Source organism: Vibrio sp. MEBiC08052, from assembly GCF_001506075.1.
Classification (GTDB): Bacteria; Pseudomonadota; Gammaproteobacteria; order Enterobacterales; family Vibrionaceae; genus Vibrio.
In genome coordinates this window covers 503506-529861 of the sequence record NZ_KQ947476.1, presented here as the reverse complement: position 1 = coordinate 529861, position 26356 = coordinate 503506, and the positions used below count along the sequence as shown (strand labels likewise).

23 protein-coding genes and 2 riboswitches are annotated in these 26356 nt (G+C 47.3%); of the genes, 14 read left to right on the top strand and 9 right to left on the bottom strand.

Annotation, left to right across the window (positions count from 1 at the left end; all coding sequences use genetic code 11):
* Positions 1–20: 20 nt before the first annotated feature.
* A complete protein-coding gene (trhA, locus tag VRK_RS19765) occupies positions 21–671 on the bottom strand; it encodes a PAQR family membrane homeostasis protein TrhA (RefSeq protein WP_059123201.1) in 651 nt (216 codons plus the stop codon).
* Positions 672–740: 69 nt separating this feature from the next.
* Entirely contained in the window at positions 741–1532 is a 792-nt protein-coding gene (locus VRK_RS19760; RefSeq protein WP_059123200.1) for a sporulation protein, read from the bottom strand.
* Positions 1533–2165: 633 nt separating this feature from the next.
* Between VRK_RS19760 and VRK_RS19755 the strand changes: the two genes are divergently transcribed.
* The 4 genes from VRK_RS19755 (at position 2166) to VRK_RS19740 (ending at position 6599) form a co-directional block, all read left to right on the top strand.
* On the top strand, positions 2166–2432 hold the full coding sequence (locus tag VRK_RS19755; RefSeq protein ID WP_059123199.1) for a YihD family protein: 267 nt from the start codon (positions 2166–2168) through the stop codon (positions 2430–2432).
* Positions 2433–2804: 372 nt separating this feature from the next.
* A complete protein-coding gene (locus VRK_RS19750; RefSeq protein WP_059123198.1) occupies positions 2805–4694 on the top strand; it encodes a methyl-accepting chemotaxis protein in 1890 nt (629 codons plus the stop codon).
* Between the two features lie 166 nt (positions 4695–4860).
* Positions 4861–5847 carry a serine/threonine protein kinase gene (locus VRK_RS19745; RefSeq protein WP_059123197.1) on the top strand — a complete coding sequence of 329 codons (987 nt, stop codon included), beginning with the start codon at positions 4861–4863 and terminating at the stop codon, positions 5845–5847.
* Between the two features lie 152 nt (positions 5848–5999).
* Positions 6000–6599 carry a thiol:disulfide interchange protein DsbA/DsbL gene (locus VRK_RS19740; protein WP_059123196.1) on the top strand — a complete coding sequence of 200 codons (600 nt, stop codon included), beginning with the start codon at positions 6000–6002 and terminating at the stop codon, positions 6597–6599.
* A gap of 90 nt (positions 6600–6689) precedes the next feature.
* On the opposite strand, the gene VRK_RS19735 is transcribed toward VRK_RS19740, so the two are convergent.
* Positions 6690–7568, bottom strand: coding sequence for an acyltransferase (locus VRK_RS19735; protein ID WP_059123195.1), 879 nt, complete (start codon positions 7566–7568; stop codon positions 6690–6692).
* 198 nt (positions 7569–7766) lie between these two features.
* Positions 7767–9290: a YifB family Mg chelatase-like AAA ATPase gene (locus tag VRK_RS19730; RefSeq protein WP_059123194.1), complete on the bottom strand. Its 1524-nt coding sequence runs from the start codon at positions 9288–9290 to the stop codon at positions 7767–7769.
* A 482-nt stretch (positions 9291–9772) separates the two neighbouring features.
* Here VRK_RS19730 and ilvG point away from each other — a divergent pair, with 482 nt between their 5' ends.
* The 5 genes from ilvG to ilvA are packed head-to-tail and all read left to right on the top strand — an operon-like array spanning position 9773 to position 16073.
* Positions 9773–11419 carry an acetolactate synthase 2 catalytic subunit gene (gene ilvG / locus VRK_RS19725; RefSeq protein WP_059123193.1) on the top strand — a complete coding sequence of 549 codons (1647 nt, stop codon included), beginning with the start codon at positions 9773–9775 and terminating at the stop codon, positions 11417–11419.
* Between the two features lie 12 nt (positions 11420–11431).
* Entirely contained in the window at positions 11432–11716 is a 285-nt protein-coding gene (gene ilvM, locus VRK_RS19720; RefSeq protein ID WP_059123192.1) for an acetolactate synthase 2 small subunit, read from the top strand.
* A 10-nt stretch (positions 11717–11726) separates the two neighbouring features.
* Positions 11727–12668, top strand: a complete 942-nt coding sequence (locus VRK_RS19715) for a branched-chain amino acid transaminase (protein WP_059123191.1) — start codon at positions 11727–11729, stop codon at positions 12666–12668.
* A 30-nt stretch (positions 12669–12698) separates the two neighbouring features.
* Positions 12699–14540 (top strand): dihydroxy-acid dehydratase, encoded by a 1842-nt coding sequence (gene ilvD, locus VRK_RS19710; protein ID WP_059123190.1) that lies wholly within the window; start codon positions 12699–12701, stop codon positions 14538–14540.
* Positions 14541–14543: 3 nt separating this feature from the next.
* Positions 14544–16073 (top strand): threonine ammonia-lyase, biosynthetic, encoded by a 1530-nt coding sequence (gene ilvA / locus VRK_RS19705; RefSeq protein WP_059123189.1) that lies wholly within the window; start codon positions 14544–14546, stop codon positions 16071–16073.
* A 224-nt stretch (positions 16074–16297) separates the two neighbouring features.
* Here the strand turns inward: ilvA and VRK_RS19700 are convergent, their stop codons facing one another.
* Positions 16298–16477: a hypothetical protein gene (locus VRK_RS19700; protein WP_059123188.1), complete on the bottom strand. Its 180-nt coding sequence runs from the start codon at positions 16475–16477 to the stop codon at positions 16298–16300.
* Between the two features lie 136 nt (positions 16478–16613).
* Here VRK_RS19700 and tusA point away from each other — a divergent pair, with 136 nt between their 5' ends.
* Positions 16614–16865, top strand: a complete 252-nt coding sequence (gene tusA, locus VRK_RS19695) for a sulfurtransferase TusA (protein ID WP_059123187.1) — start codon at positions 16614–16616, stop codon at positions 16863–16865.
* 24 nt (positions 16866–16889) lie between these two features.
* Here tusA and VRK_RS19690 read toward each other — a convergent pair whose 3' ends face one another.
* The 4 genes from VRK_RS19690 to VRK_RS19675 all read right to left on the bottom strand — a co-directional run bounded on the left by VRK_RS19690 (position 16890) and on the right by VRK_RS19675 (position 20036).
* Entirely contained in the window at positions 16890–17903 is a 1014-nt protein-coding gene (locus VRK_RS19690; protein ID WP_157372045.1) for a tetratricopeptide repeat protein, read from the bottom strand.
* A 442-nt stretch (positions 17904–18345) separates the two neighbouring features.
* Entirely contained in the window at positions 18346–18864 is a 519-nt protein-coding gene (locus VRK_RS19685) for an Hcp family type VI secretion system effector (protein ID WP_059123186.1), read from the bottom strand.
* A gap of 254 nt (positions 18865–19118) precedes the next feature.
* Entirely contained in the window at positions 19119–19376 is a 258-nt protein-coding gene (locus tag VRK_RS19680) for a hypothetical protein (RefSeq protein ID WP_059123185.1), read from the bottom strand.
* Positions 19377–19481: 105 nt separating this feature from the next.
* Complete coding sequence (locus VRK_RS19675; RefSeq protein WP_059123184.1) at positions 19482–20036, bottom strand: TMEM165/GDT1 family protein; 555 nt, start codon at positions 20034–20036, stop codon at positions 19482–19484.
* Between the two features lie 3 nt (positions 20037–20039).
* A riboswitch (yybP-ykoY riboswitch) is annotated at positions 20040–20251 on the bottom strand.
* A 164-nt stretch (positions 20252–20415) separates the two neighbouring features.
* On the opposite strand from VRK_RS19675, the gene glyQ reads away from it, so the two are divergent.
* The 4 genes from glyQ (at position 20416) to VRK_RS19655 (ending at position 26343) form a co-directional block, all read left to right on the top strand.
* Positions 20416–21339, top strand: a complete 924-nt coding sequence (gene glyQ, locus VRK_RS19670; RefSeq protein ID WP_059123242.1) for a glycine--tRNA ligase subunit alpha — start codon at positions 20416–20418, stop codon at positions 21337–21339.
* Positions 21340–21353: 14 nt separating this feature from the next.
* Positions 21354–23420, top strand: a complete 2067-nt coding sequence (gene glyS, locus VRK_RS19665; RefSeq protein ID WP_059123183.1) for a glycine--tRNA ligase subunit beta — start codon at positions 21354–21356, stop codon at positions 23418–23420.
* 129 nt (positions 23421–23549) lie between these two features.
* Positions 23550–24872 (top strand): IS4 family transposase, encoded by a 1323-nt coding sequence (locus VRK_RS19660; RefSeq protein ID WP_059120061.1) that lies wholly within the window; start codon positions 23550–23552, stop codon positions 24870–24872.
* Positions 24873–25094: 222 nt separating this feature from the next.
* Positions 25095–25192, top strand: a riboswitch (guanidine-I (ykkC/yxkD leader).
* Between the two features lie 71 nt (positions 25193–25263).
* The gene (locus VRK_RS19655; RefSeq protein WP_059123182.1) at positions 25264–26343 is read left to right on the top strand and encodes a putative urea ABC transporter substrate-binding protein; all 1080 of its coding nucleotides are present in this window, start codon (positions 25264–25266) and stop codon (positions 26341–26343) included.
* Positions 26344–26356 lie beyond the last annotated feature (13 nt).

Here is a 26356-nt window from a genome sequence, read left to right as displayed (position 1 = left end):
GACATCGAATATCTCAACGCTCAATTCGACAACACATAATAGTAAATCGAGAAAAAGTGGCAGGCACAGCCACTGAGAACAAAGCCATGCCAGATGGCGTGATTATACGGTATCTTTTGCGTCACATAGAAAATCACCCCCAGCGTATAGATGACGCCTCCGGCAGCCAACAACGTTAACCCGCCGATATTGAGGTGAATCGCCAACTGATAAACCACGACTAAAGAAAGCCAGCCCATCACCACATAGATCACTAAAGATAAGCGCTTAAACCGGTGAATAAAGGCGATTTTCAAGACAATACCAACCAGCGCAATCAGCCAGATCACAATCATTAATCCAATCGCTAAGGGTGTTCTCAGGCTAACCAGAAGAAAAGGGGTATAACTGCCGGCAATTAACAGATAAATTGCACAATGATCAAACGTTTTTAACCAACGCTTGGTTTGCTGCAGCGGAATCGAATGATAGAGCGTCGAAGCAAGAAACAACATTATGATGCTGCCACCGTAGATCGCAATACTGGTGACCGTCAAAATATCATCGGTTACAGATGTGGCTTTCACCAGTAGCATCACTAAACCTATGATGCCCAGAATCAAGCCGACACCGTGTGTTACCGAATTCCATATCTCTTCTTTGAGCGTATATTCCTGATTCAACGAGGTCATGCGAAACTCCTGAGGGTTCATATCACCGCTGAGTATGACATAATTCAACTTACATGTGTACGCTGAATTTTACGTGCTTTCTTCCAGAAAATCGAATACTCGTTCAGCCACCAGTTCAAGCGGTGTGTCAATCGGAATAATCAGGTGACGTTTCAATGCACCACTGCCAAGCAGATGAGACAACATGCCACCAACACCTCGTTGTTGCCGATCAATTTCAAACCATAATTCCAAAGCAGACTCTGAGCGATAGGCGACAACTTCAACTTCACGCCAACGACCATGATAAGGCCCGGTCGTCGGTACAAACTCAAACTCCTGAACAAACGGTAACTCGAATCCACTGGCTGCTTCACATTCAACCTGACGAATTCGGAATCCCTGCGATTCGAAAGCACTAAATACTGCATCGAGCAATGGCTCCGGCCGTACGGTTACTTCGTCTTTGTCTGTCGGATCGGAGGCGAGCGCAATGTCCAGACCGGTTTCCAACCAAACTTTTGCATCACCAATCGTAATGGGTGTATTCCAAGGAACATTGAATGTCACCAAAAAGTCCCGAGTCTCTCCGGGGTGAATCGTGAATGCATACGGCAAGCGCCATTGATCCAAAACACAGTTCCGATGCACTCTGTGTGTCCGGGATTTCCCCTGACGATCATCGCCAATCGGCTCTTCATCGACATAGCGACAACATAATCTTGCATCGATATTATCAATGTCCTGTGCTGTCGCGCCCCCATAAACATGGATCGTGACATTGGTCTGCTGCCCGGGTTGGAGCACCTCTTGTTGTAAAACAGTATCAACTCTTGCTGACCCGATACCAAAACTTGCGAGGGTTTTCTTCAAAAAAGACATATCTACCTCCCCCAGCCTTCTGCGATTAACTCTACCTCATCCAATTATGAGATAAATTGGTTATCCATAGTAATACTGAACTTTGCCAGAACTCAATTCTCAGCATCAATAATTTAAATTTTATGACATTGTATGAACAAAAGGTTATCGATCAATTCATATGTAAATGCTATGCTTACCAAAGTGTGTATAAATTGTACATACGAAATTCCTAGACAGCTATTCGGAACGGTTTGCGCCAGATGAGCCCACCTTCAGCAGTGATGATGAAGTCTTGACTCAATAGCTAATCTAGGCCATTGAAATGGCAAGGGAAGTGTCTGACCGTTAGGTATATATATGCGCCCAACAGCAGTCAGGTTTTCGCACTCACATGGGAGTGCATCACGGCGTCGAGCAAGCTTTGCAGCTTCTGGACCAAAAGTAAAAGTTGCACCTGTAATGACTCCAGCTGAGAAACGTGTTCATGAAGCACCGGAGATATCAACCGAAGTTAAAGCAGCATAAGCCAACCAAGTGAAAGCGCAGTAAAGCAATGCTCTGCGCTTTTTTTATGCCTCTTTCACATTGGTTTCCCGCTTTCAATTTGTTACTTTATCTGAGTAATCCCACACTGATGCCATGGAGAAACCAATGAAATGCCACCGTATTGAAGAACTGCTCGAACTGTTAGAGCCCGAATGGCAAAAAGATTCTGAGCTAAACCTGCTTGCGTTTTTGGTCAAGCTTGCTAATGAAGCGGGTTATCAGGGCGACCTAGCAGATTTAAGTGACGATATCCTGATCTATCACCTGAAAATGCGCCATAGCGCCAAAGATGAGATGATTCCGGGTTTGAAAAAAGATCAGGAAGATGATTTTAAAACCGCTATCTTGAAAGCTCGCGGTATTATCCAATAATCATGCATGACCCCATTAGTGGGTCTGCTTCCCCCCATGCAACCACTACTGAAAATCGAACCGATCAAGCAACCGTAATTAATTAGTATCGAGTCATGATGCTGATGACATTTTCGAATCATCCGAAGCCAAGCAAATAAACGTAATCAATATATAGATTGAATAATTCTCTTACAGAGATTAAATACAAAAAACTGATATAAATTTAATTTAAATATTAAATTAAATAATAATTCCTGCATAAGCACAACTTCTATAGGGTTGTCTATCGAAAAACATCATCTCCAACCAGTAAATTTGACCAACAAATAACCAACCAACAATGGTATGCTCTAAGTACAAACGACTTATATTTCAACATGAGGAACGTCAGTGAGTGCGAAGGCTAAATTAACATTCTATATTGGGGGATTATTTATTATCATTGTTACAATAATCTCAATTGTATGTTTTTATAATTTTCGTTCATCATCTAGCGAAAATTATACGGACAAATTAACCAATCAATCCACTTTAATATCTCAGGTGATCGAGCTTGAAACCACGAGAATATTCAATATTCTTGATATTGTCGGAGACACCCTTCCAATTCAAGATGGTCGGGTGACCGACGAGAAAAAGATGCTCTCGATACTCAAGGACCTTTCCAGCAAGATTGACCTCCTCAATGCTTATGTCGCGTTACCTTCTGGCGCAACATTCTCCACCAGTTCAAACGGTTTCATTCCCAATTTCAATGCCGGACAACAACAGCGAGAATGGTTTATTCGTGGTATGAAAGGAGATAAAAATATTGTTACTACGCCATTCAAAAGTACGGCAGGAAGATACGTTATCGCACTCGCGAATCCAATATACCGACAAGGAAAAGTAATTGGCGTATTATCAGTAAACTTTTCCATCAATACAGTGAATGCTTTCGTAGATAAAATTTCAGAGAATAAGCAAGTCTTTGTCAGTCGAACGGATGGGTTTATTTTTTCATCTAAAAATCTAGACGATATCGGCAAAAATTTATTTGAAATAAGACCATCCTACGCTGCCTATAAAAATAAAGAGAAAAGTGCTCACTCTTATACACATAATGGTCAAGAATATTATGTCACAGAAATAACGATTGACTCCCTTCACTGGATGGTTTGGTCATGGGATTCTTGGGACAACATTCTTCAGCCGTCAAAACATAATTTATATTTGACCACCGTATTAGCCATTGCCTTACTTTGTTTATCTTTAGGCATCGTCTATTGGTTGGTCATTCAACTGATGTATAAACCGATTGGTGGAGAACCACAACAGATCTCTGATATCGTAGAACAAATTGCTCATGGTGACCTGTCCCATCAGCCAACAGCACAAAAAAATGTCACGGGTATCTATCGCTCCGTTTTCCATATGGTGACCAATCTTCGTCATATTGTCACCAATATCAATGGCGCAGCTGCTAATATCGTTCAAGTCTCTCAGACACTTTCTTCTTCAGCTCAGTATGTGAATCAAAGCTCTCAGTCCCAAATGAGTCAGTTGGAGCAAACCTCAACAGCAATGAATGAAATGACCGTGACGGTCGATGAAGTTGCTCAAAATGCTCTGAACGCATCTTCGGCAGCGGAGGAAGCGGCTGAGAAATCACGACAAGGGTTAGACATTGTCAAAGAAATGAGTCAAGACATCCGGATGTTGGCTCAAGGTATGGAGCAAGTTGTTGCAACCACGGCTCAACTGGAGAAAGAAACCGTTGATATCGGAGGCATTCTTGATGTGATCAATGCCATCTCGGAACAGACCAACTTACTGGCCTTAAATGCCGCCATTGAAGCAGCCCGGGCTGGTGAAAATGGCCGTGGGTTTGCCGTTGTGGCAGACGAAGTCAGAGGGCTTGCCAGTCGAACCCGGGAAAGCACCGGACAAATTCAGACGGTCATCGAACGACTACAAGGAGAAACCAAGAAAACGGTTCAGCTCATCGCATCGAACACAGAAGGTGCGAAACATGCCGAAGAACGTTCATTACACGCAACCAACGCATTAGAAGCGATCCGGCAATCCGTCGTTGTGATTCAGGATATGAATAGCCAGATCGCGACAGCAGCAGAACAACAAACCCACGTTTCCGCAGAAATCAATGCCAGTATTGTTGAGATCAATGATTTGGCTAAAGCAACTGCGGAAACCTCGGATGACAATGCGGATAAAACCCGCAAACTCACGGGAATAGCCGCAGATCTGTCGCAGTCGGTCAATGCATTCCGCTTATCATGAACCATTGCTCAACTCGCGAGGGAATCCCTTTCCCCTCAAGAAGGCCGCCTTTGCTAGGCCTTCTTAATATTCCCCGGTGGGATTGGGATTGAGCTGGTTTGGGGATATCGTGAATCAATGTTAGTCTCTTGTCACACATCACAGACCGATAAGCCAAGCTTTCATCATGACACAAGCAACCTTTCACTTCGATGCTCTGACCCCAGACCTCATGTGGTATGCACTAGAGAGCATCGGTATCCGAGCCGAATCCGGATTCTTGCCGTTGAATAGCTACGAAAACCGAGTTTACCAATTTACCGATGAATCTCGTCAGCGCTATGTGGTGAAATTTTATCGCCCGGAGCGATGGACGACTGAACAGATCGAAGAAGAACACCGCTTTGCTCAAGAACTCTCTGAATCAGAAGTACCGATTTCCGCACCGCTTCGCTTAATGGACAAGACATTACACCATTATCAGGGTTATCGATTGGCATTGTTTCGCAGTGAGGGAGGACGGCAGTTCGAAATTGATAATACTGAACAGCTTGAATGGGTCGGACGGTTCATGGGACGCATTCATCAAGTCGGTGCAAAACAGCCGTTTATACATCGTCCGACGATCACACTGGACGAATACCTCTATCACCCCCAGCGACTACTGGAAAACTCAACGTTTATTCCATCCCATATAGAAAAGGCGTTTTTCTCCGATCTCTCTTTGCTGATTCATGTCATAGAACAACTCTGGCCGGAACAAACTCACAATATTCGTCTGCATGGCGACTGCCACCCGGGCAATATTCTCTGGCGCGACGGCCCGATATTTGTTGATCTGGACGATGCGCGTAACGGCCCGGCAATTCAGGATTTATGGATGCTGCTGCACGGTGATCGCGCCGATCGACTTGCACAACTCGATACAATTCTTGAAGGTTACCAAGAATTTTGCGATTTTAACCCTTCTGAATTGAAACTAATTGAACCGTTGCGTGGTCTACGCATGGTACATTACATGGCATGGTTGGCAAAGAGATGGCAAGACCCTGCATTTCCGGTCGCTTTCCCTTGGTTTAATGACCCCAAATATTGGGAGGGACAAGTGCTCGCACTGAAAGAACAAATTTCAGCACTGGAAGAAACGCCACTTTCTTTTATGCCTCAATGGTAGCCCCGATACCCAACCAACCTCGAAGGATCGCTTCAATAAAACTCATTGCTGTGACTTTACAAGAGAATGTTTCACCAGCATTGAATGTGTGCGGTAGGGAGTGATTTAAAGTTAGGTGGGTAATACAATAATTGAATCATATGGAGTTCATCATGAAAAAGCTTTTTGCTTTATTAACAACTTTACTCGTCAGTCTGTCTATTCACGCTGCTCAGTTTAAAGAAGGCGAATACTACAAAGTACTTGATCGGCCACATTCCGAGAATCCCAAAGTCATGGAGTTTTTCTCGTTCTACTGCCCACACTGTAATGCGTTTGAGCCAATCGTTGAAAAACTGGCGGCCCAACTCCCGGCAGGAACAGAATTCCAGCGTGTTCATGTTTCATTCATGGGCGGCAATATGGCGCATTCGATGAGTAAAGCTTACGCAACGATGGTCTCTCTGAATGTTGAAGACAAAATGGTGCCGGTAATGTTTGATCGCATCCACAACAAACAACGCCCACCGCAGAACGATGACGCTTTGAAGCAAATCTTTACCGATGAAGGTATCGATGCCAAATCATTCGATAATGCATTTAACAGCTTTGCCGTTGATTCAATGGTGCGCCGTTTCGATAAAACATTTGAAGAAAGTGGCCTGACCGGGGTTCCTGCGATTATCGTCAACAATAAATATCTTGTTCAGCCACCGCGCGATATCAAAACTGAACAATATTTTGAGTTAGTGAACTATTTACTGAAAAAATAACCGATTCAGGTAGCAACCTAAACGAAACGACTCAAAACCATCAGGGAGCCTTAGGCTCCCTGATTTGTCTATCGCATGGCTCATCAAACATTATTGATAGATATCATCCAATAACCCATCTTTGTGTTCCCAGACATCCCCCAGCCATTTCTGAAACTGCCGCTTGTAAGGTTTGTCATTGAAGTAATCACCGGAAACCCGTTCATCAATCGGCAAAACCCGAACCCGAACCACAATGCGCTGCATTCTGCCCATCAACATATCTTTAAATGGCATTGCCTGATTATCCGGATAAGCCAACGTGACATCGAGAATGTTCTCAAACTGCTCGCCCATTGCTGCCAGCGTATAAGCGATGCCACCGGATTTCGGCTGTAACAGATGCTGATAGGTCGATTTGGTTGCACGTTGTTTCTCCGGTGTAAAACGTGTGCCCTCAACATAATTGACCACCGTGGTCGGTGTATGCTTGAATTTTGCACATGAGCGACGCGTCGTCGCCAAATCCTGTCCTCGTTTTTCCGGATGGCGCAGCAGATATTCTCTTGAATAACGGCGCATAAACGGCATATCCAGCGCCCAGCAACTCATCCCGATAAACGGCACATAAAGTAACTGTTGTTTTAAGAAAAACTTGGGCATCGGAATCCGATCTTTAAACACACTGCACAGCACGACAATATCCGTCCAGCTCATATGATTACTAATCATCAGATACCATCCCTGCCGATTTAAGTCATCGACGCCCTGGATGTCCCATGAGACAGGATTGGACAAATGCAGAATCCGCATATTTACCGTTGCCCACAACCACATAAACCCGTTGGCAAGCCGCGTCGCATGAGCTTTCAAAGCGGGTATCGGCAGCAACAATTTCATCAAAGCCGCCACACAGATCGCAACAGAACAAAAACCGGTATTCACTAACACCAAACAGGCATTTACAACCAATAAAACGTAAGCCAGCATAAGATAAACGTCATTTCCGCTCGAAAAATAAAATAGCGTGTGATTATACAAATTTAGTCACTGAATAACATGCTTCTCTTCGTCATCCCTATTGCGCCCAAACACCGTTCCACGTCGCTTGATGGTTCAAACAAGTTGGCTCTGAATTAATGATCTGTTTTTCAACGAGGGATACCGTTTTTAAAAAAACTTATCGCTTTAAACCGCTTGTATCGTCAGTTGTTTCAATAATCGGTCCATCGCACGATACCCCAGCGCTTCGGCCAGATGTGCCCGCTGTATATGTTCCTCTTCCGCCAAATCAGCAATAGTGCGGGCAACTTTGATAATACGGTGATAAGCGCGAATAGAAAGACCGAGGCTGTGCAATGCATTTTCCAGAAAGTCGGCATCAGATTTTGCCAATGGACAGAACGTCTCGATTTCCCGGCTGGTCAGCAGAGAATTCGCTTTCCCCCGTAAACGCAGCATTAACTCACGAGCCCGAAGCACTCGCTCACGAACCGCCTGCGTGGTCTCTCCCCGACCACCGCCTTCAGCAAGCATGCCTTTGGGTAAAGCAGGGATTTCGATCGACAGGTCAAACCGATCCAATAACGGCCCTGATAACCGGCTCAGATAACGGAGAATGTGTTGCGGATTGATCCGGCTCTCTTGGCCCTCATAATAGCCGGTCGGGCTTGGATTCAACGCACCGACTAACTGAAAGCGTGCCGGAAAACGCGTCTTCCCCTGCGCCCGGGAAATGATAATCTTTCCGGATTCCAACGGTTCACGTAATGAATCGAGCACCCGACGTTCAAACTCCGGCATCTCGTCAAGAAAGAGTAATCCGTTATGAGCCAGAGAGATTTCACCGGGACGCGGAATCGAACCGCCACCGACCAAAGCGGCCATCGAACTGGAATGATGCGGGGCACGAAATGGCCGCCGTTTCCAGTTGTACTGATGAATATCCTGCTGAGTCAGCGATGCAACCGCTGCCGTTTCCATCGCTTCTTCATTGCTCATCTCAGGCAGTAAGTCACACAGCCGGGAGGCCAACATCGTTTTACCGGTTCCCGGAGGCCCGAGAAACAGTAAATTATGATGCCCGGCCGCTGCAATTTCTAAAGCACGCTTGCCCTGTTGCTGGCCGATAATATCCTGCAAATCTCGCGAAGATGTGGGCTGATCAATCTGAGGCTGAGACTGATGCAACCCCAGTGACACATCGCCACACAAAGCCTGACAGACTTCTTGCAAACTCCCGGCAGAATAATGCTGATCTTGTCCGACCAAAGCTGCCTGATCACCATTTTCATGCGGCACAACCAAAGCACGGTCAGCCAGCCCGGCAGCCAAGGCTGCGGGTAATACCCCTTTCACTGTTCGCAACTGACCGGATAAAGCCAACTCCCCTAAAAACTCATAGTTGGCCAGATGGTCCGAGATGATTTGATCTGATGCCGCCAGAATGCCCAAAGCGATAGGCAGGTCAAACCGCCCGCCTTCTTTCGGCAAATCGGCCGGCGCCAAATTGACCGTGATACGTTTGGGGGGAAATTCAAACCGAGAATGGATAATTGCACTCCGAACCCGATCTCGTGATTCTTTGACGGTGGTTTCCGGTAAGCCTACCAGTGTAAATCCCGGCATCCCATTACTAATATGAACTTCCACGGTCACCAATGGTGCTTCCACACCGACACTCGCCCGACTATGAATGATTGCTAACCCCATATAATTCCCTTGTGATTGATTTATAAATATTCATGGTATCAATCAGTGATACGCTGAATGTACAGGGGTAGGTATAACGTAAGCGGAAAATAAAATAATATGAAAAAAGAATGATATTTTCCTTGTCATGTAACAGAATTGTATGTTACACACTAAGTATGTCGAGATTTTCATCAATCTTGGAACATTAACTAAAAATAAGATTTCTATTCATGATGCATCTGATCGTTCGTTTACATTCTCTAATTAGCCTGATTCTAGTCGTGGTCATTATTGATTCCGCGCGGGGGCTACTGGACGAAAGATAGCAGCAAGATGAAAAAGACCCCCGCACTGAAAAGTCCGGGGGTTTTTTTTAGTCTGTACAATAATAAAACGCGCGCCGACCCAGCCGGCAAAGCGATATAACGGGAGTCGCACATGAAGTGCTCACACAACACAACACGAAGCAACAAGAACAATGAATGTACGGGAGGGTCACGATGACTGGAGCTCAACTCGTCGTAGCAGCCCTGAAACAACAAGGCATCAAGACCATATTTGGTTATCCGGGCGGTGCAATCATGCCCATCTACGATGCTTTGTATGACGGAGGTGTCGAACATATTTTATGTCGTCACGAACAAGGTGCGGCCATGGCAGCCATCGGGATGGCAAGATCAACACAAGAAGTTGCCGTATGCATGGCGACATCAGGCCCTGGAGCCACAAACCTCGTCACAGGCCTGGCAGATGCTTTCCTTGATTCAGTTCCGCTGGTCGCCATTACCGGACAAGTCGCCAGTTCTCACATCGGCACGGATGCATTTCAGGAGATGGATGTCATCGGTATGTCGCTGTCTTGTACCAAACACAGTTATCTGGTGACCGATATCAATGAACTGGCACCGACATTGGCGGAGGCATTTGAAGTTGCCAAAACGGGACGCCCCGGGCCAGTGATCGTTGATATCGCAAAAGACGTTCAGCTGGCCCAATCCCCGGTGACCACGCTTACCCCATTTACTCCCCCTGCCATGCCTCAAGTTAATTCGGATGAACTCACTAAAGCGCAAGCGATGCTCAACGAAAGCCAACGCCCGGTTTTTTATGTCGGGGGCGGTGTTCAGCTCGCTCACGCAACTGAAACCGTGCGAGAGTTTTTACGCCTCAACCCCATGCCTTCTGTCAGTACCCTCAAGGGATTGGGCTCGGTTGAACGACACGACCCGCACTATCTGGGCATGTTGGGCATGCATGGCACCAAAGCTGCCAATTTAGTCGTTCAGGAATGTGATCTCCTGATTACGGTCGGGGCCCGTTTTGATGACCGGGTGACCGGCAAGCTTGATACCTTCGCCCCTCATGCGAAAGTGATTCATATTGATATCGATGCCGCAGAGTTCAATAAACTCCGACGTGCCAACGCTGCGCTACGGGGCGACATCAATACGATTCTGCCGCAACTGGAACTCTCGCATGACATTAGCGCCTGGGTTCACCATAGTGAGAGCTTGCGCAGTGGATTCAAATGGCGTTATGACCATCCCGGTGAACTGATTTACGCACCGCTGCTACTGAAACAATTATCCGACATGATGCCTGACAACTCGATTGTCTCCACCGATGTCGGTCAACATCAGATGTGGGCGGCTCAGCACATTCAGCCAAGATCCCCGCAAAACTTTATTTCATCCGCAGGTCTCGGCACCATGGGGTTCGGTTTACCGGCCGCGATGGGGGCAGCCGTAGCACGTCCCGACGACCAGTCGATTCTGATTACCGGTGACGGCTCGTTTATGATGAATATTCAGGAACTGGGCACGTTAAAACGTCGCCAGATCCCGGTCAAAATCGTCTTGTTGAACAACCAGCGTCTGGGAATGGTTCGTCAATGGCAATCTCTATTTTTCGATGGTCGCCACAGTGAAACGATTCTGGACGATAACCCGGATTTCATCATGCTGGCGCGCGCTTTCGATATTCCGGGCAAAACGATTACCAAGAAAGAAGAAGTTGAACCGGCTTTACAAGAAATGCTGGCCAGCAAAACCGCTTACCTACTGCATGTTGCGATTGATGAAGAAGAAAATGTCTGGCCACTGGTGCCACCCGGTGCATCAAACAGTGACATGCTGGAAAATACATAGGAGACACCAGAAATGGAAAGATATCTACTCGACATCAAAGCTGATGACAAGCCAGTTCTGTTAGAGCGTGTTCTGCGTGTCATTCGCCACCGCGGATTCATTATCAAACAGGTTGCAGCAACCCAAAATCATGAGAGTAAAGTTGCCAGCGTCGAAATTATCGTCGATAGCGATCGGCCGATCACGACACTCATCAATCAAATCGAAAAATTGTGGGATGTGCGTACCGTTGACGTCATTCAAATCAGTAATAACGAACTACCAAACAACAATTTACAACAAAAAATTTGTGCATAAGGAAGAAATAATGGCTACTAATACTGCGGATTTTATATGGTTCAACGGGGAAATGATGCCATGGGCAAATGCTCAAGTGCATGTTCTGACGCACGCAATGCACTATGGGACATCTGTATTCGAAGGCGTTCGCTGCTATGATACCCCCAAAGGCCCGATTGTGTTCCGCCATCAGGAACACGCACAACGTTTAGTCAACTCGGCCAAAATCTATCGCTTCCCGATTCCATATTCCGTTGAAGAAATTATGGAAGCAACCCGGGAAACCTTACGCGCAAATAAACTGACTTCCGCTTATATCCGCCCATTGGCTTTCGTCGGTAACGTCGGTCTGGGCGTCTGTCCGCCAAACGGTACTGAACTGGATTTGATTATCGCGGCTTTCCCATGGGGAGCATATCTTGGCGAAGAAGCATTGGAAAATGGCGTTGATGCCATGATCTCCAGTTGGAACCGCGCAGCCCCCAATACCGTTCCGACCGGTGCAAAAGCGGGCGGTAACTATCTGTCTTCACTGCTGGTTGGTGGTGAAGCCCGTCGTCACGGTTATGACGAAGGGATTGCCCTGAGTGTGGACGGCTATCTGTCCGAAGGGGCCGGCGAGAACATTTTTGTCATCAAAGATGGTGAACTGCTCACGCCACCGACCACCAGCTCGATTCTTCCGGGGATCACCCGAGATACAATTATGATTCTGGCGAAAGATCTTGGCTATACCGTGCGCGAAGCCAATATCACCCGCGAGTCACTTTATCTGGCAGACGAAATTTTCATGACCGGCACCGCAGCGGAAATCGTCCCGGTACGTAGTGTTGATCGTATCAGCGTCGGTTCAGGAAAACGCGGACCGATCACCAAAGTGATTCAAGACACCTTTTTCGGACTGTTCAATGGAACCACTGAAGATAAATGGGGTTGGTTAGATTACGTCAATCCTCAAGACAAAGCCTAACCCCAAAAGAATTAAGTAAAGGACAACACAATGCCGAAGTATCGTTCAGCAACAACAACACATGGTCGCAATATGGCAGGAGCACGTGCGTTATGGCGTGCAACCGGTGTCAAAGAAGATGATTTTGGTAAGCCGATCATTGCCGTTGTCAACTCATTCACGCAATTTGTACCGGGTCATGTTCACCTGAAAGACTTGGGTCAGATGGTCGCTCGTGAAATTGAAGAAGCCGGTGGTATCGCCAAAGAATTTAATACCATTGCCGTCGATGACGGTATCGCGATGGGCCACGGTGGAATGCTCTACTCGCTGCCTTCGCGTGAGCTGATTGCCGACTCCGTCGAATATATGGTCAATGCTCACTGTGCCGACGCGATGGTCTGCATCTCAAACTGCGACAAAATCACCCCCGGAATGCTGATGGCCTCGCTGCGCCTGAATATCCCGGTGATCTTTGTGTCCGGCGGCCCGATGGAAGCAGGAAAAACCAAGCTTTCAGATCAACTGATCAAACTCGATCTGGTTGATGCGATGATTCAAGGGGCAGATCCAAATGTATCTGACGAACAGAGTGAACAGGTCGAACGTTCCGCTTGTCCGACATGCGGCTCGTGTTCCGGTATGTTTACTGCCAACTCAATGAACTGTCTGACCGAAGCGTTGGGACTGTCACAGCCGGGCAATGGTTCTCTGCTCGCGACCCATGCGGATCGCAAAACATTATTCCTCAAAGCCGGTCAGCGTATCGTCGAACTGACCAAACGCTATTACGAACAGGATGATGCCTCGGCTTTGCCACGTAACATTGCCAACAAGTCTGCATTTGAAAATGCGATGGCGCTGGATATTGCCATGGGCGGTTCAACCAATACAGTTCTGCACCTGCTGGCGGCAGCACAAGAAGGTGAAGTGGACTTCACCATGGAAGATATCGACCGCATGTCACGTCGGGTTCCGCACTTGTGTAAAGTGGCCCCGTCAACGCAAAAGTACCATATGGAAGATGTCCACCGGGCTGGCGGTGTGATGGGGATCCTTGGCGAACTCAACCGCGCCGGTCTGCTCAATACCGAAACCAGAACGGTACTCGGCCTCAGCCTGCAAGAGCAGCTGGCGCAATATGACATTATGCAGACTGACTCTGCCGACGTAAAAGCGTTCTACCGTGCCGGTCCCGCAGGGATCCGAACCACACAAGCCTTCTCACAGAATTGTTACTGGGAGACGCTGGATGATGACCGTGAAGACGGCTGTATCCGCACCAAAGCCCATGCTTTCAGTCAGGATGGTGGTCTTGCCGTCTTGACCGGCAACATCGCATTGGATGGTTGTATCGTCAAAACCGCAGGCGTCGATGAAAGCAATCTGAAATTCCGTGGCCCGGCGATTGTGTTTGAAAGTCAGGAAGATGCTGTTGAAGGCATTCTTGGCGGTAAAGTGAAGGCAGGTGAAGTGGTCGTTATCCGCTATGAAGGGCCAAAAGGCGGCCCCGGCATGCAAGAAATGCTCTATCCGACGACGTATCTGAAATCGATGGGACTGGGTAAATCATGTGCCCTGCTGACCGACGGCCGCTTCTCCGGTGGTACATCCGGTCTGTCCATCGGTCACGCTTCTCCGGAAGCCGCCAATGGTGGCGCTATCGGGCTGGTGAAAAACGGTGACATTATTGATATTGATATTCCCGGACGCACCATTGAACTGGTGGTGCCAGCGGATGAACTGGCAAGCCGTTGTGCAGAACAAGATCAACTCGGCTGGAAACCGGCCAACCGTCAACGCGAAGTCTCTTTTGCGCTGAAAGCCTATGCCAGCATGGCAACCAGTGCTGACAAAGGTGCGGTGAGAGATAAATCAAAGCTAGGAGACTAGTCGATGACATTCACCAATCAAACCGGCGCAGATTATCTGCGCCAGATTTTACGCGCCCCGGTCTACGACGTTGCAATCGTCACGCCGCTCCAAGATATGCCGCGGCTCTCTGCCAGACTCAATAACCGGGTTCAGCTCAAACGAGAAGATCGCCAGCCGGTCCATTCGTTTAAACTGCGCGGTGCTTACAACATGATCACGAACCTGAGCGAAGAGCAGCGCCAAGCAGGAATCATTACAGCATCCGCAGGGAACCATGCTCAGGGACTGGCTTTGTCCGGGAGTAAGCTTGGCGTCAAAACAACCATTGTCATGCCGAAAACCACGCCGGATATCAAAGTTGATGCGGTGCGCGGCTTTGGCGGTGAGGTGGTGCTGTTCGGCAATAACTTCGATGAAGCGAAAGCTGAAGCCGAACGGCTTGCTGCAGAATATCACTATACCTTTGTGCCACCGTTCGATCACCCGCTCGTGATTGCCGGGCAAGGCACCATTGGCATGGAAATGCTGCAACAAAACGGTCATTTGGATTACATCTTCGTCCCGGTCGGTGGCGGGGGGCTGGCTGCGGGAATCGCCGTGCTGATCAAACAACTGATGCCAGAAATCAAAGTAATCGCCGTTGAACCGGAAGAATCCGGTTGCTTAAAAGCCGCACTCGATGCCGGTGAACCGGTTGTGCTTGAACAGGTCAGCATGTTCGCCGACGGGGTCGCAGTCAAACGCATCGGTGATGAAACGTTCCGTTTGTGTCAGCAATATCTGGACGGTCATATCTCCGTGTCCAGTGACGAAATCTGTGCTGCGGTGAAAGATATCTTTGAAGATACCCGCGCAATTGCTGAACCATCAGGCGCACTGGCACTGGCAGGTTTGAAAAAATACGCAGAACAGCACCAGCTCACAGGTAAACAGTTAGGGACGGTTCTCTCAGGTGCCAATACCAACTTTCACGGCTTACGCTACGTTTCAGAACGCTGTGAACTGGGCGAAAAGCGTGAAGGGCTGCTTGCCGTTACCATTCCTGAGCGCAAAGGTGCATTTTTCGAATTCTGCCAGATTCTCGGCGGCCGGGCGGTCACGGAGTTTAACTATCGCTACAATGATGACTCACTGGCCAATGTTTTCGTCGGGATTCGTCTCGCCGGAGGCCCGGAAGAGCTCAATAGCATCATTCAGGATCTGCGTAAAGCCGGTTATCCGGTTATCGATTTATCAGATGACGAAATCGCCAAACTGCACATTCGTTATATGATTGGCGGAAAACCATCAAAGCCACTCAAAGAACGGTTATACGCATTCGAGTTTCCGGAATATCCCGGAGCGCTGCTGAAATTCCTCAGTACACTCGGTACCCACTGGAATATCAGCCTGTTCAACTACCGTAATCATGGTGCCGACTACGGGCGTGTTCTCTGTGCATTTGAACTCAATGATGACGATTTGACCCGCTTTTCGGCTCACCTTGTTGAATTGGGTTATCAGTACAAAGACGAGACCGATAATCCAACCTATCGGTTCTTTTTGTCTTAGCCTGAGAGGCTGGAATCATCGGCACTCCGTCCTCGTCATGCCAGTCATTTCATTGGCTGGCATGATTGATCGAACGTTACGTTGCCAACAAACAGACTTTCGGTGACTACCTTTTGGCACTTTGCGGATCATTCAGACAAAAAAATCCCGCATTACTGCGGGGAAGCCCAAGAAAAATGGGATAGTGTCGGAAATATTGCATTGTTTTTAGAATTACTTTTCAATCAATGCTTGGATGTGTCGTATTGATAGATTTCCAGCCAAAGCCCTATCATTGCAGCAATAACTCCCCATACCGGCATGAGTGAGGCTTGTTCCGACGCCGATGTACTCATCACCAATGCTCCAAAAGAGATAAATCCCATCAGAGCATAGATAGTCAGTCTGTCGATGTTATTCAGCATTCCTTGCTCCCCGACACGAATGTTGCAAACATGTTAAATAAATTAAAACAAAAAGTTTCATTTGCCAAGAGGTTATTGAATATTTTTTCTTCGCCAGTATTATTTGACATTCAAATGACTAACAAAGCTACCTGCCATGACCATTGATAAATCATTAGCCGACTACATATTAGAGGCAGAAGGATTACGGTGTCCCGAACCTGTCATGATGGTCAGAAAAACCATTCGTTCGATGAAAGACGGTGAGAAGTTACTGGTGATTGCAGATGACCCTTCGACAACACGTGATATTCCCAGTTTCTGTCGGTTTATGGATCATCAGCTGTTGGCAGCTCAAATCGAGCAAATCCCTTATCAGTTTTTGATTCAGAAAGGGCTTGAGTCGTGATGTGACTGACCGATCATTCGATAACTATTGATTCGCCAAAGCGTTTACGTCAGCGACCGCTCTTTCAAGATTCTCATGGGCGGCTTGATAGTAGGACGGTTTTTCATCAATTGCTTGTTGCAGATAAGGAATGGCTTTACCGGGGTCGCCCTGAATCATAAGAAAATAGCCGACACGATTGAACGCTTCATAACTTTCCATCTGCTGCATCAACACATTCAGCGCTCGCTGTATTTTACCATGACCAAGATAAATGAGCGCCAGATTGTTCTGCGCTCTGCGGTTATCCGGCTCGAGTGCCAATGCAGCAAGCGTAGCGCGTTTTGCCTCAAGATAGTCACCACTCATGTAATAGGAATAACCAATGTTCAGCAGTAATTTGCCCGATTGAGGCTGGATATGCAGCACTTTTTTATAGAGCGCCTGAGCCAGCTCATGGTGAAAATCCATATCATAAATAATCCCCAGTCCCATATAAGCATCCGTCGGGGAGTGTTCATCAAGCTCTAAAGCCGCCACCCACTCGATAGGATTGCGTGTCTGGCTCAGGTTGGCAGGGTGATTCAAACGCTCCTGATCAACGTCAATCGCCCGGAGAAAGTAACGTTTTCCTACATCAAACGCCCCTTTTTTACTGTTAATCACCCCCAGTTGTTGCAATACATCGATATTATCGGGGTTGTCCCGCAATGCCATCTGATAGGCTTTATCTGCTAACGCTTCACGTTGATGCAACTGATGAATTCGCCCAATCTTATAAAGGATTTGATCCCGATGCTGTCCCGATGGCAATGACAGCGCGCGAATATATTCGAACAGCGCTAAATCATCGTTCTGTTCGCGCATTGCGGCATCACCACGCGTAATGGCTTCTTGTTCGGTCTTCGCTGCATCAGTAACGTTCAGGCTGCTTAATGGGCGGCCATCATACAACTGCGCCATCATTGATGATGCCTGTTGCTGTTGTTGGGTTGCACATCCAGTCATCAACCCAACCATTAATGTCACAGCGATGCGCACAGATTGTATTCTCATCATTGACTCCTTACCCTCGACGCAACACGACGATCATCGTTCCACTCTGCTCTCTGGCTAATCCCCAAATTTGCCATTTTCAACAACAGCTTACAAAGCTCTTGATCCATTGATTACTCACTATATTCGAGTGAGACAATAAAAGCTTAGGTGAGAACCGGCAAAATATCTTGTGACCGAAAGGGCAATGATAAAAAGTGAATCATAACGATATATCAATCAAAGACATAATATTGAGAGAACGGGACTGTTTTCAGAAGAGAAATATTTCTATGCTGACGGGTATCGCAGCGCAACCTTATTGAGTGCAATGAAATCAGGATTTTGAGAAAAGATAAAGGATAACAAGGGAGGAGATATAAACAATGTTGCCCACCCGCGGGTGAGCAACAGGACAATCAAAGCATTGTCGGACAGACACACGCAGTGCCTGTTCAGCTGACAATTAAGCTTCGATTGGCTTACGCCAGTCGTCAGCACCTGAAGTACCCGCGTTAACGTGGTCCCAAGTGATCTTACGGTAAGACATAGAGACAGTCAGGTTTTGCGTGAAGTCAGAGTCTGCTGGGTTTTGGCAGTGTGGCATTTCACACTTGATGTCAACAATCGTTGCGTTTTCAAGTGTTGTGGTGAAGAAGTTTTCTTGCTTGCCTTCGATTGAAGTACGGTACCACTTCAGCGTCACAGCAGACATTTTTTCACCGGAAGCCAGTGCGTTATACAGCAGTGGAACGGCTTTGTTCAGGTTCACAGTGAATTTGAAAGGCTTGTGAACACGTTGACCAGCAGGCTGACCAGACTGAGGATCAGTAGGAACAGTCACAACGTGGTCGAACTGTTGAACCATCATTTCATCTTCGTGACCTTCAACAAAAGAGTCACCGATAGAATCTGCTGTACAAGCGCCTGACGTGATTAGCCCCTGAGTTTCACCTTCGATAGAGATATAACATGGAGTTGGCATTCTGAATTCCTTCAATTATCTATAATAAGTTCATGTTTTTAATGCACATAGAACCTTTAGGCTCTTGAACTGTTAGAGCAAGGGGTGTGCCAACTCACACACACCAATAAAATCAAATGGTTATAAAGAGATAAAGATAGATACAAGCAAGATCTTGCCCGGAGGCGAGCAAGAAGTTGCCCGGTGAGCAAAAAGTTGCCCGAAATAAGTGGAATAAGCATCACAAAACATGTCATGTCTGACACGCTGAAGCATCAGAGGTTCTTCTCATCCTGATAATGATGTTGCAGTTTTTCCACCTGTTTTTTCAGGGCGCGAACTTCTTGATGCAGTGGCACCACATGAAAAATCTGGATCCAAGACTCAACGAGCAACCCCATCAGAATGAGAGAACCCACCACCATCGGTAACCACATATCGGTTAACATCATGCCCAGTATGGTCAGAATAAAGCCAAAAGCGTACAAGTAGAATTGGCTTTTCAAGCTCATGCCAGTGTAACGAACTAACATACGCAACTCCCTTTGTTGACGTCCTAGCATCACAGTAGCATGAGATTGATGACGCATGTATGTCAGATATCACGCTTGTCACCGATATGTTCACCAATAACTGACTCAGTATAAAATTGCTACGCCAGCCAAACCGACAAACAGGACGGCTGTAATTTTCCGGATCAGCCCCAAAGGTAGTCGATCAGCAGAAAGCTTCCCGATCAACACCACCGGCACATTCGCGATCATCATCCCAATGGTCGTCCCCAAAACCACCCAGAGCAAACCATCGGCAAATTGAGCCCCTAACACTGAAGTCGCGATCTGTGTTTTATCCCCGATTTCCGCAACGAAAAACGCAATAAAGCTGGCGACAAACGGGCCTCGACTCGAACAGGCACCATCATCATCCATTTTATCGGGAATCAGCACCCAACCCGCCATTGCTAAAAAGCTGGCAAAGATGACCCATTTTAAAATATCCGGAGAAAGGTATTCAGCAACGACGACGCCCAACCAAGCTGCAAGGGCGTGATTGACCAGTGTTGCAAAGAAGATGGCACTAATAATCGGCAACGGCTTGCGATAGCAGCTTGCCAACATCAATGAAAGAAGTTGAGTTTTATCGCCGATCTCTGCCAGCGTTACGGTTGTGATTGATATAGCTAAAATATTCACGACAGGCTCTCGGGGCAGGATGACTAACCATAGACAAACATCGCGCCCTACCCCGGTACCGCGATATTTGTCTAAGGTCTTGCTAAACTCGTATGAGTCTCGAACGCCACGGTGATGTGCACCAAATATGTTGACGAACGAACCAGCCACATCGCTGCACAAACTGTCCAATGCTGAACGAATGGCGTGGTAAGCTACTCCCCAAAGACGCGGCGATTTTAGCGAGCTTATGTACGGAAAACAAGCATCGTATCGGTTTTATGTCGTGAAAAGAACAATGCACAACAATTAAACAAGATTGCTACTACTCGATGCGTCAATATATCGGTATAATTCAATGTTATTTTTCATGATTCAAACAACTCGCGCGAACCCGACTATGCAAACAAACTATGATATCAAAACCTTTCAGGGGATGATCCTCGCGCTGCAGGATTATTGGGCCCGTCAAGGATGTACGATTGTTCAACCTTTAGACATGGAAGTGGGTGCAGGCACGTCTCACCCGATGACTTGCCTGCGCGCAATCGGCCCCGAGCCAATTGCGACAGCTTATGTGCAGCCTTCCCGTCGCCCGACCGATGGTCGCTACGGTGAAAACCCGAACCGTCTGCAACACTATTATCAGTTTCAGGTGATGATCAAACCATCACCGGATAATATCCAAGAACTTTATCTGGGCTCACTGAAAGCTCTGGGGATTGATCCACAAGTCCACGACATTCGCTTCGTCGAAGATAACTGGGAAAACCCGACTCTGGGCGCATGGGGACTCGGCTGGGAAGTTTGGCTCAATGGTATGGAAGTCACCCAGTTTACCTATTTCCAACAAGTCGGCGGTCTGGAGTGTAAGCCAGTCACCGGTGAAATTACTTACGGAATAGAACGTCTTGCAATGTATATTCAGAGTGTCGATTCCGTTTATGATCTCGTCTGGACGGACGGGCCTCTGGGTAAAGTCACCTACGGTGACATCTATCATCAAAATGAAGTGGAACAGTCCACTTATAACTTTGAACATGCTGATGTGGACTTTTTGTTCAGCTTCTTCGATCAATGCGAAAAAGAGTGTCAGCATCTGCTGGCATTAGAAGCGCCACTCCCACTGCCTGCCTATGAGCGCATTCTCAAAGCAGGGCACGCATTTAACCTGCTCGATGCGCGTAAAGCGATCTCTGTCACAGAGCGTCAACGCTACATCTTACGGATTCGTAATTTGACCAAAGCAGTCGCAGAAGCTTATTACGCATCTCGTGAAGCGTTGGGCTTCCCAATGTGCAAAAAGCAAGACCAACAGGCATAAGGGGAGAGAAAAGCATGGCTAAAGAACTTTTAATCGAATTGGGAACGGAAGAACTCCCACCGACACAGCTTCGCACACTGGCTGAAGCGTTTTATCACAACTTTCAAGCTGAGCTGAAAACAGCTGATCTACCTTTTGAAACAATGCAGTGGTACGCCACACCACGTCGTCTGGCCCTGAAAGTTGCCGGTTTAGCGGAAAATCAACCCGATAAAGTCGTCGAAAAACGCGGCCCGGCAGTTACCGCCGCATTTGATGCTGACGGAAACCCAACTAAAGCGGCAGAAGGCTGGGCCCGTGGCAACGGGATTACCGTCGCACAAGCAGAACGGTTGACCACCGATAAAGGGGAATGGTTGCTGTTCAAGCAAGCAGTCAAAGGCCAGCCGGCAAAAGCCCTGATTGTTGAACTGGCAGCAAAAGCGTTAGCAAACCTACCAATTGCCAAACCGATGCGTTGGGGCGACCAAGACACCCAATTTATTCGTCCGGTCAAAACCCTGACCATTTTGTTGGATGAAGACTTGATCGAAGGGGAAATCCTCGGCGTTCAGTCAGGCCGGGTAATTCGTGGTCACCGCTTTATGGGTGAGGCCGAATTGACGCTCGAATCAGCAAGCCAGTATCCAGACATTTTGCAAGAACGCGGCAAAGTCATCGCAGATTACGAAACCCGTAAAGCAATCATTATCGCGGATGCCAAAAAAGCAGCGGCAGACGTTGGCGGGGTTGCCGATCTGGAAGAAGATTTGGTTGAAGAAGTTGCATCGCTGGTCGAATGGCCGGTCGTTTTAACTGCTTCTTTTGAAGAAAAATTTCTTAAAGTTCCTTCAGAAGCACTGGTTTACACCATGAAGGGTGATCAGAAGTATTTCCCGGTTTACGACGTCAATAAAAACCTGCTACCGAAGTTCATTTTCGTCTCGAATATTGAATCGAAAGAACCACGCCACGTCATTGAAGGGAATGAAAAAGTAGTTCGCCCCCGTCTCGCGGATGCGGAATTCTTCTTCAATAATGACCGCAAACGTCCGTTAATTGATCGTCTGCCAGAACTCGAAACGGCCATCTTCCAGAAACAACTGGGCAGCATCAAAGATAAAACCGACCGGATTGCGGTGTTAGCCGCCTATGTTGCAAAAAGCATTGGTGCCGATGTCGAGAAAACAACTCGCGCAGCGTTACTGGCAAAATGCGACCTGATGACCTCAATGGTGTTTGAGTTCACCGAGACTCAGGGCATCATGGGGATGCACTATGCCCGCCATGACGGTGAAGCGGAAGAGGTTGCTCTGGCACTCAACGAGCAGTATATGCCACGCTTTGCCGGTGATCGCCTGCCAAGTAATGCCATCTCATCGGCCGTTGCCATTGCCGATAAGCTTGACACCATTGTCGGGATTTTTGGCATTGGTCAGGCTCCGAAAGGGTCAGATCCATACGCCTTACGCCGTGCATCATTAGGCATTCTGCGTATCATCGTCGAAAACGGTTACCAGCTGGATCTGGTTGACTTAGTTGCCGAAGCGGCAGCGCAGTTCGGTGACAAACTCACCAACGCAAGTGTCGAACAGGAGGTGATCGAGTTTATGTTAGGCCGTTTCCGTGCCTGGTACCAAGATGAAGGGTTCAGTGTTGATGTCATTCAGGCGGTACTGGCTCGTCATCCGACGAAACCAGCTGATTTTGACCAACGGGTCAAAGCGGTTTCTCACTTCCGAACTCTCGATGCAGCAGATTCACTGGCTGCGGCCAATAAACGTGTCGGTAATATTTTGGCCAAATTTGACGGTCAACTGGCAGAAGAGGTAGACCTAGCCCTGCTTCAAGAAGGGGCAGAAGTGGCACTGGCAGAGAATGTCGCCGTTCTGAGTGAAGCGCTGGAACCGGCATTCGCGAACGGTGATTATCAGTCAGCGCTAAACCAGTTGGCGGCACTCAAAGAACCGGTTGACGCATTCTTTGAAGACGTGATGGTCATGGCGGATGATGAAGCCCTGAAAATCAACCGTCTGACACTGCTGAACAACTTACGGAATCTATTCTTAGAAATCGCGGATATTTCGGTATTGCAGAAATAATCCGATCAGACAGAAACAGCGTTCACAAAGCCCTGTTCATTCTGCATAATGCCGATCGTTTAAGAAAACTTGAATGATCCTAGGGTGGCCTCATAATCGGTCTCAGAGTAATTTCTGAGGCCGTTTTTTATGTCTGAATTTTCTCGCGAGTTACAAATCGCAGCTGAATTTCATTACCCTGAATCAATCGATTCATTTCAGAAAAATATTCCTATTGAATGGATTTCTGAAGCAGTAAAGCAAACTGGCCGTGCTGCGGTTAGAAAACGAAGATTTCCTGCGGAACAAGCCGTTTGGCTGGTGTTGGGGATTGGGCTAATGAGAAACCGCTCTATCAGCGACGTCTGCGATAAGCTTGAACTGGCCTTTCCTGATTCAAAGGGGGAACTTCCCCCTCTTGCGACTAGCAGTATTGTGAAAGCAAGGCAGCGTATCGGTTTTGAACCATTACGTTACTTATTCCATACCACCGCGACTGAGTGGGAAAAAGAAGATACCGCGACCTCAGTTTGTGGGCTGAAGGTTTTGAGTGTAGACGGAACTCAATTCAGGGTGCCTGAAACAAAAGATAATCAACAATTTGGCTATAGAAGTGCCACATCCACATTCCCTTCTGTATTAGCCGTCACATTAACGTCTACCCGAACTCATTTGGTATCCGATGTGGCTTTTGGCCCGATAACCAATAGTGAAATATCTTACGCTCAGCAACTTGTTGGCTCTGCGCCAGATAACTCACTCACTCTTTTTGATCGTGGTTTCTTATCAGCGGAGCTTTTCCAATCATGGCGCGGAGCTGGCAAGAATATCCATTGGCTGACACCAATCAAGAGTAAGTTCAGATATGAGGTTCTGGAGGAGTACTCTCCCTATGACAAACTCATCAAAATGCCGGTCTCTCCTCAAGCTCAAAAAGAATATCCTCATCTGGGACAAAACTGGCAAGCTCGCTTGGTACTCATTCCTGAGCCAAAAGGAGAAATCAAAGGCTTCATCACATCAATGGAATGCCCAGAAACCTATCCATTGAAGGAGATGGTCAAAGTATACTGGGAACGCTGGGAAATTGAGCAAAGCTACGGTGAGCTGAAACAGAATCAACTGGACAACACCACTGTTCTTAGAAGTCAGAAAGCGGAAGGGATTTATCAAGAGCTCTGGGGAGTTTTTATCTCTTACAATCTTGTCCGCTTAGAAATGAAAAGGATGGCAGAGTATTACGGTGTGGAACCACTCAGAATTAGCTTTATCAATGCGCTAAGACTGATACAAGATGAGTTTTTATGGTGTTCTGGCCGTACACCAGGGACGGTACCAAAGAAACTTCAAAACCTGAGAGAGAATGGCAAACGGTTCATCTTACCAGAGAAGAGAAAACGCAAACCGATACCAAGACAGGTACTCTACAAAGCCCCTCGTTATCCCTATAAGAAAAGAGTCGCTCGCTGTTAAGCGAGCGGCATTAGTTCATTCTGCAGGGCTTTTTTGTCTCCCCCGCTCACCGAAACAGTGCAAAAATGCACCAACGCAGTGACCGCCCCACCAGCAAAAAAATCAAAATATCAACCCAACCTAATTGTTATTTATAATAAATTTAATATTGGCATAGCCTTTGCTCTTTTCTCTCGTTAGTTGCGAAGAGCATAAGCAGTAGTATTTTTAATCACAATTTGTCAAATAGATGTCTAGGGTTCCGGCTGCCACGGCAGTGACTGGTCCGAGAGACGTCAACCTCAGCTGAGGTCACACGGAGGGACAAAAGCCCGGGAGGCCAACCAATTATATTATTGGTTATGTCTCTGATGCGCTTGTTCATACCGATGACCCACAGTGGAGGTGGTCTATGAAATTTTTCCTGAAACCGTATCTCACGGCACTCGTTTTATCTGTCACGCTCATATCTTCTCTTACGCTTTCCCGTCCGGCATCTGCCGAAGAAAAATCACAATTTACGTTAGCATGGTCGATTTATGTGGGTTGGATGCCATGGGATTATGCTGATTCCTCCGGCATTCTGAAAAAGTGGGCCGATAAATATGGAATTCAAATCAACGTCGTTCAGGTCAATGATTATGTTGAATCGATCAATCAATACACCGCAGGACAGTTCGATGCAACCGTGATGACCAATATGGATGCCCTGACGATTCCGGCAGCCAGTGGCGTTGATTCAACGGCTGTCATCGTCGGTGACTTTTCCGCGGGTAATGATGGCATAGTTTTAAAAGGCGCACATAAAACGCTGGCTGATATCAAAGGTCAGAATATCAATCTGGTCGAACTCAGCGTGTCACATTACCTGCTGGCTCGGGCACTTGAAGCCGTTGGCTTGTCAGAAAAAGATGTGCATGTCGTTAACACCTCCGATGCCGATATTGTCGCAGCCTATCAGACTCAGGATGTCACCGCTGTCGTCACTTGGAATCCATTACTCAGTGAAATTACCGCACTTCCCGACACCTCACTGGTATTTAACTCGGCAAAAATCCCCGGTGAAATTATCGATCTGCTGGTCGCCAATACCAAAACCCTGCAAGACAACCCCAAGTTTGCCAAAGCCCTGACCGGTGCGTGGTATGAAGTGATGTCAGTGATGAAATCACAAGACAAGGCCGACGCTGCCAAAACGATGATGGCGAAAGCATCAGGCACCGATCTGGCCGGTTATAACGCCCAACTACAGGCCACCCAAATGTTCTTCTCGCCTGCCGATGCGGTGCAATTTACCAACAGCGCTTCATTAATGAAAACCATGCAGAAAGTCGCGCAGTTCTCTTTTGATCACGGTCTGCTGGGCGAAGGCGCCCCGGATGCCAACGTTATCGGCATCGAAACGCCGACCGGGGTATTCGGTAATGCTGACAATATTAAGCTCCGCTTCAATCCGACCTACATGCAACTGGCGGCCGAACAAAAACTGTAATCGTGTGAAGTTG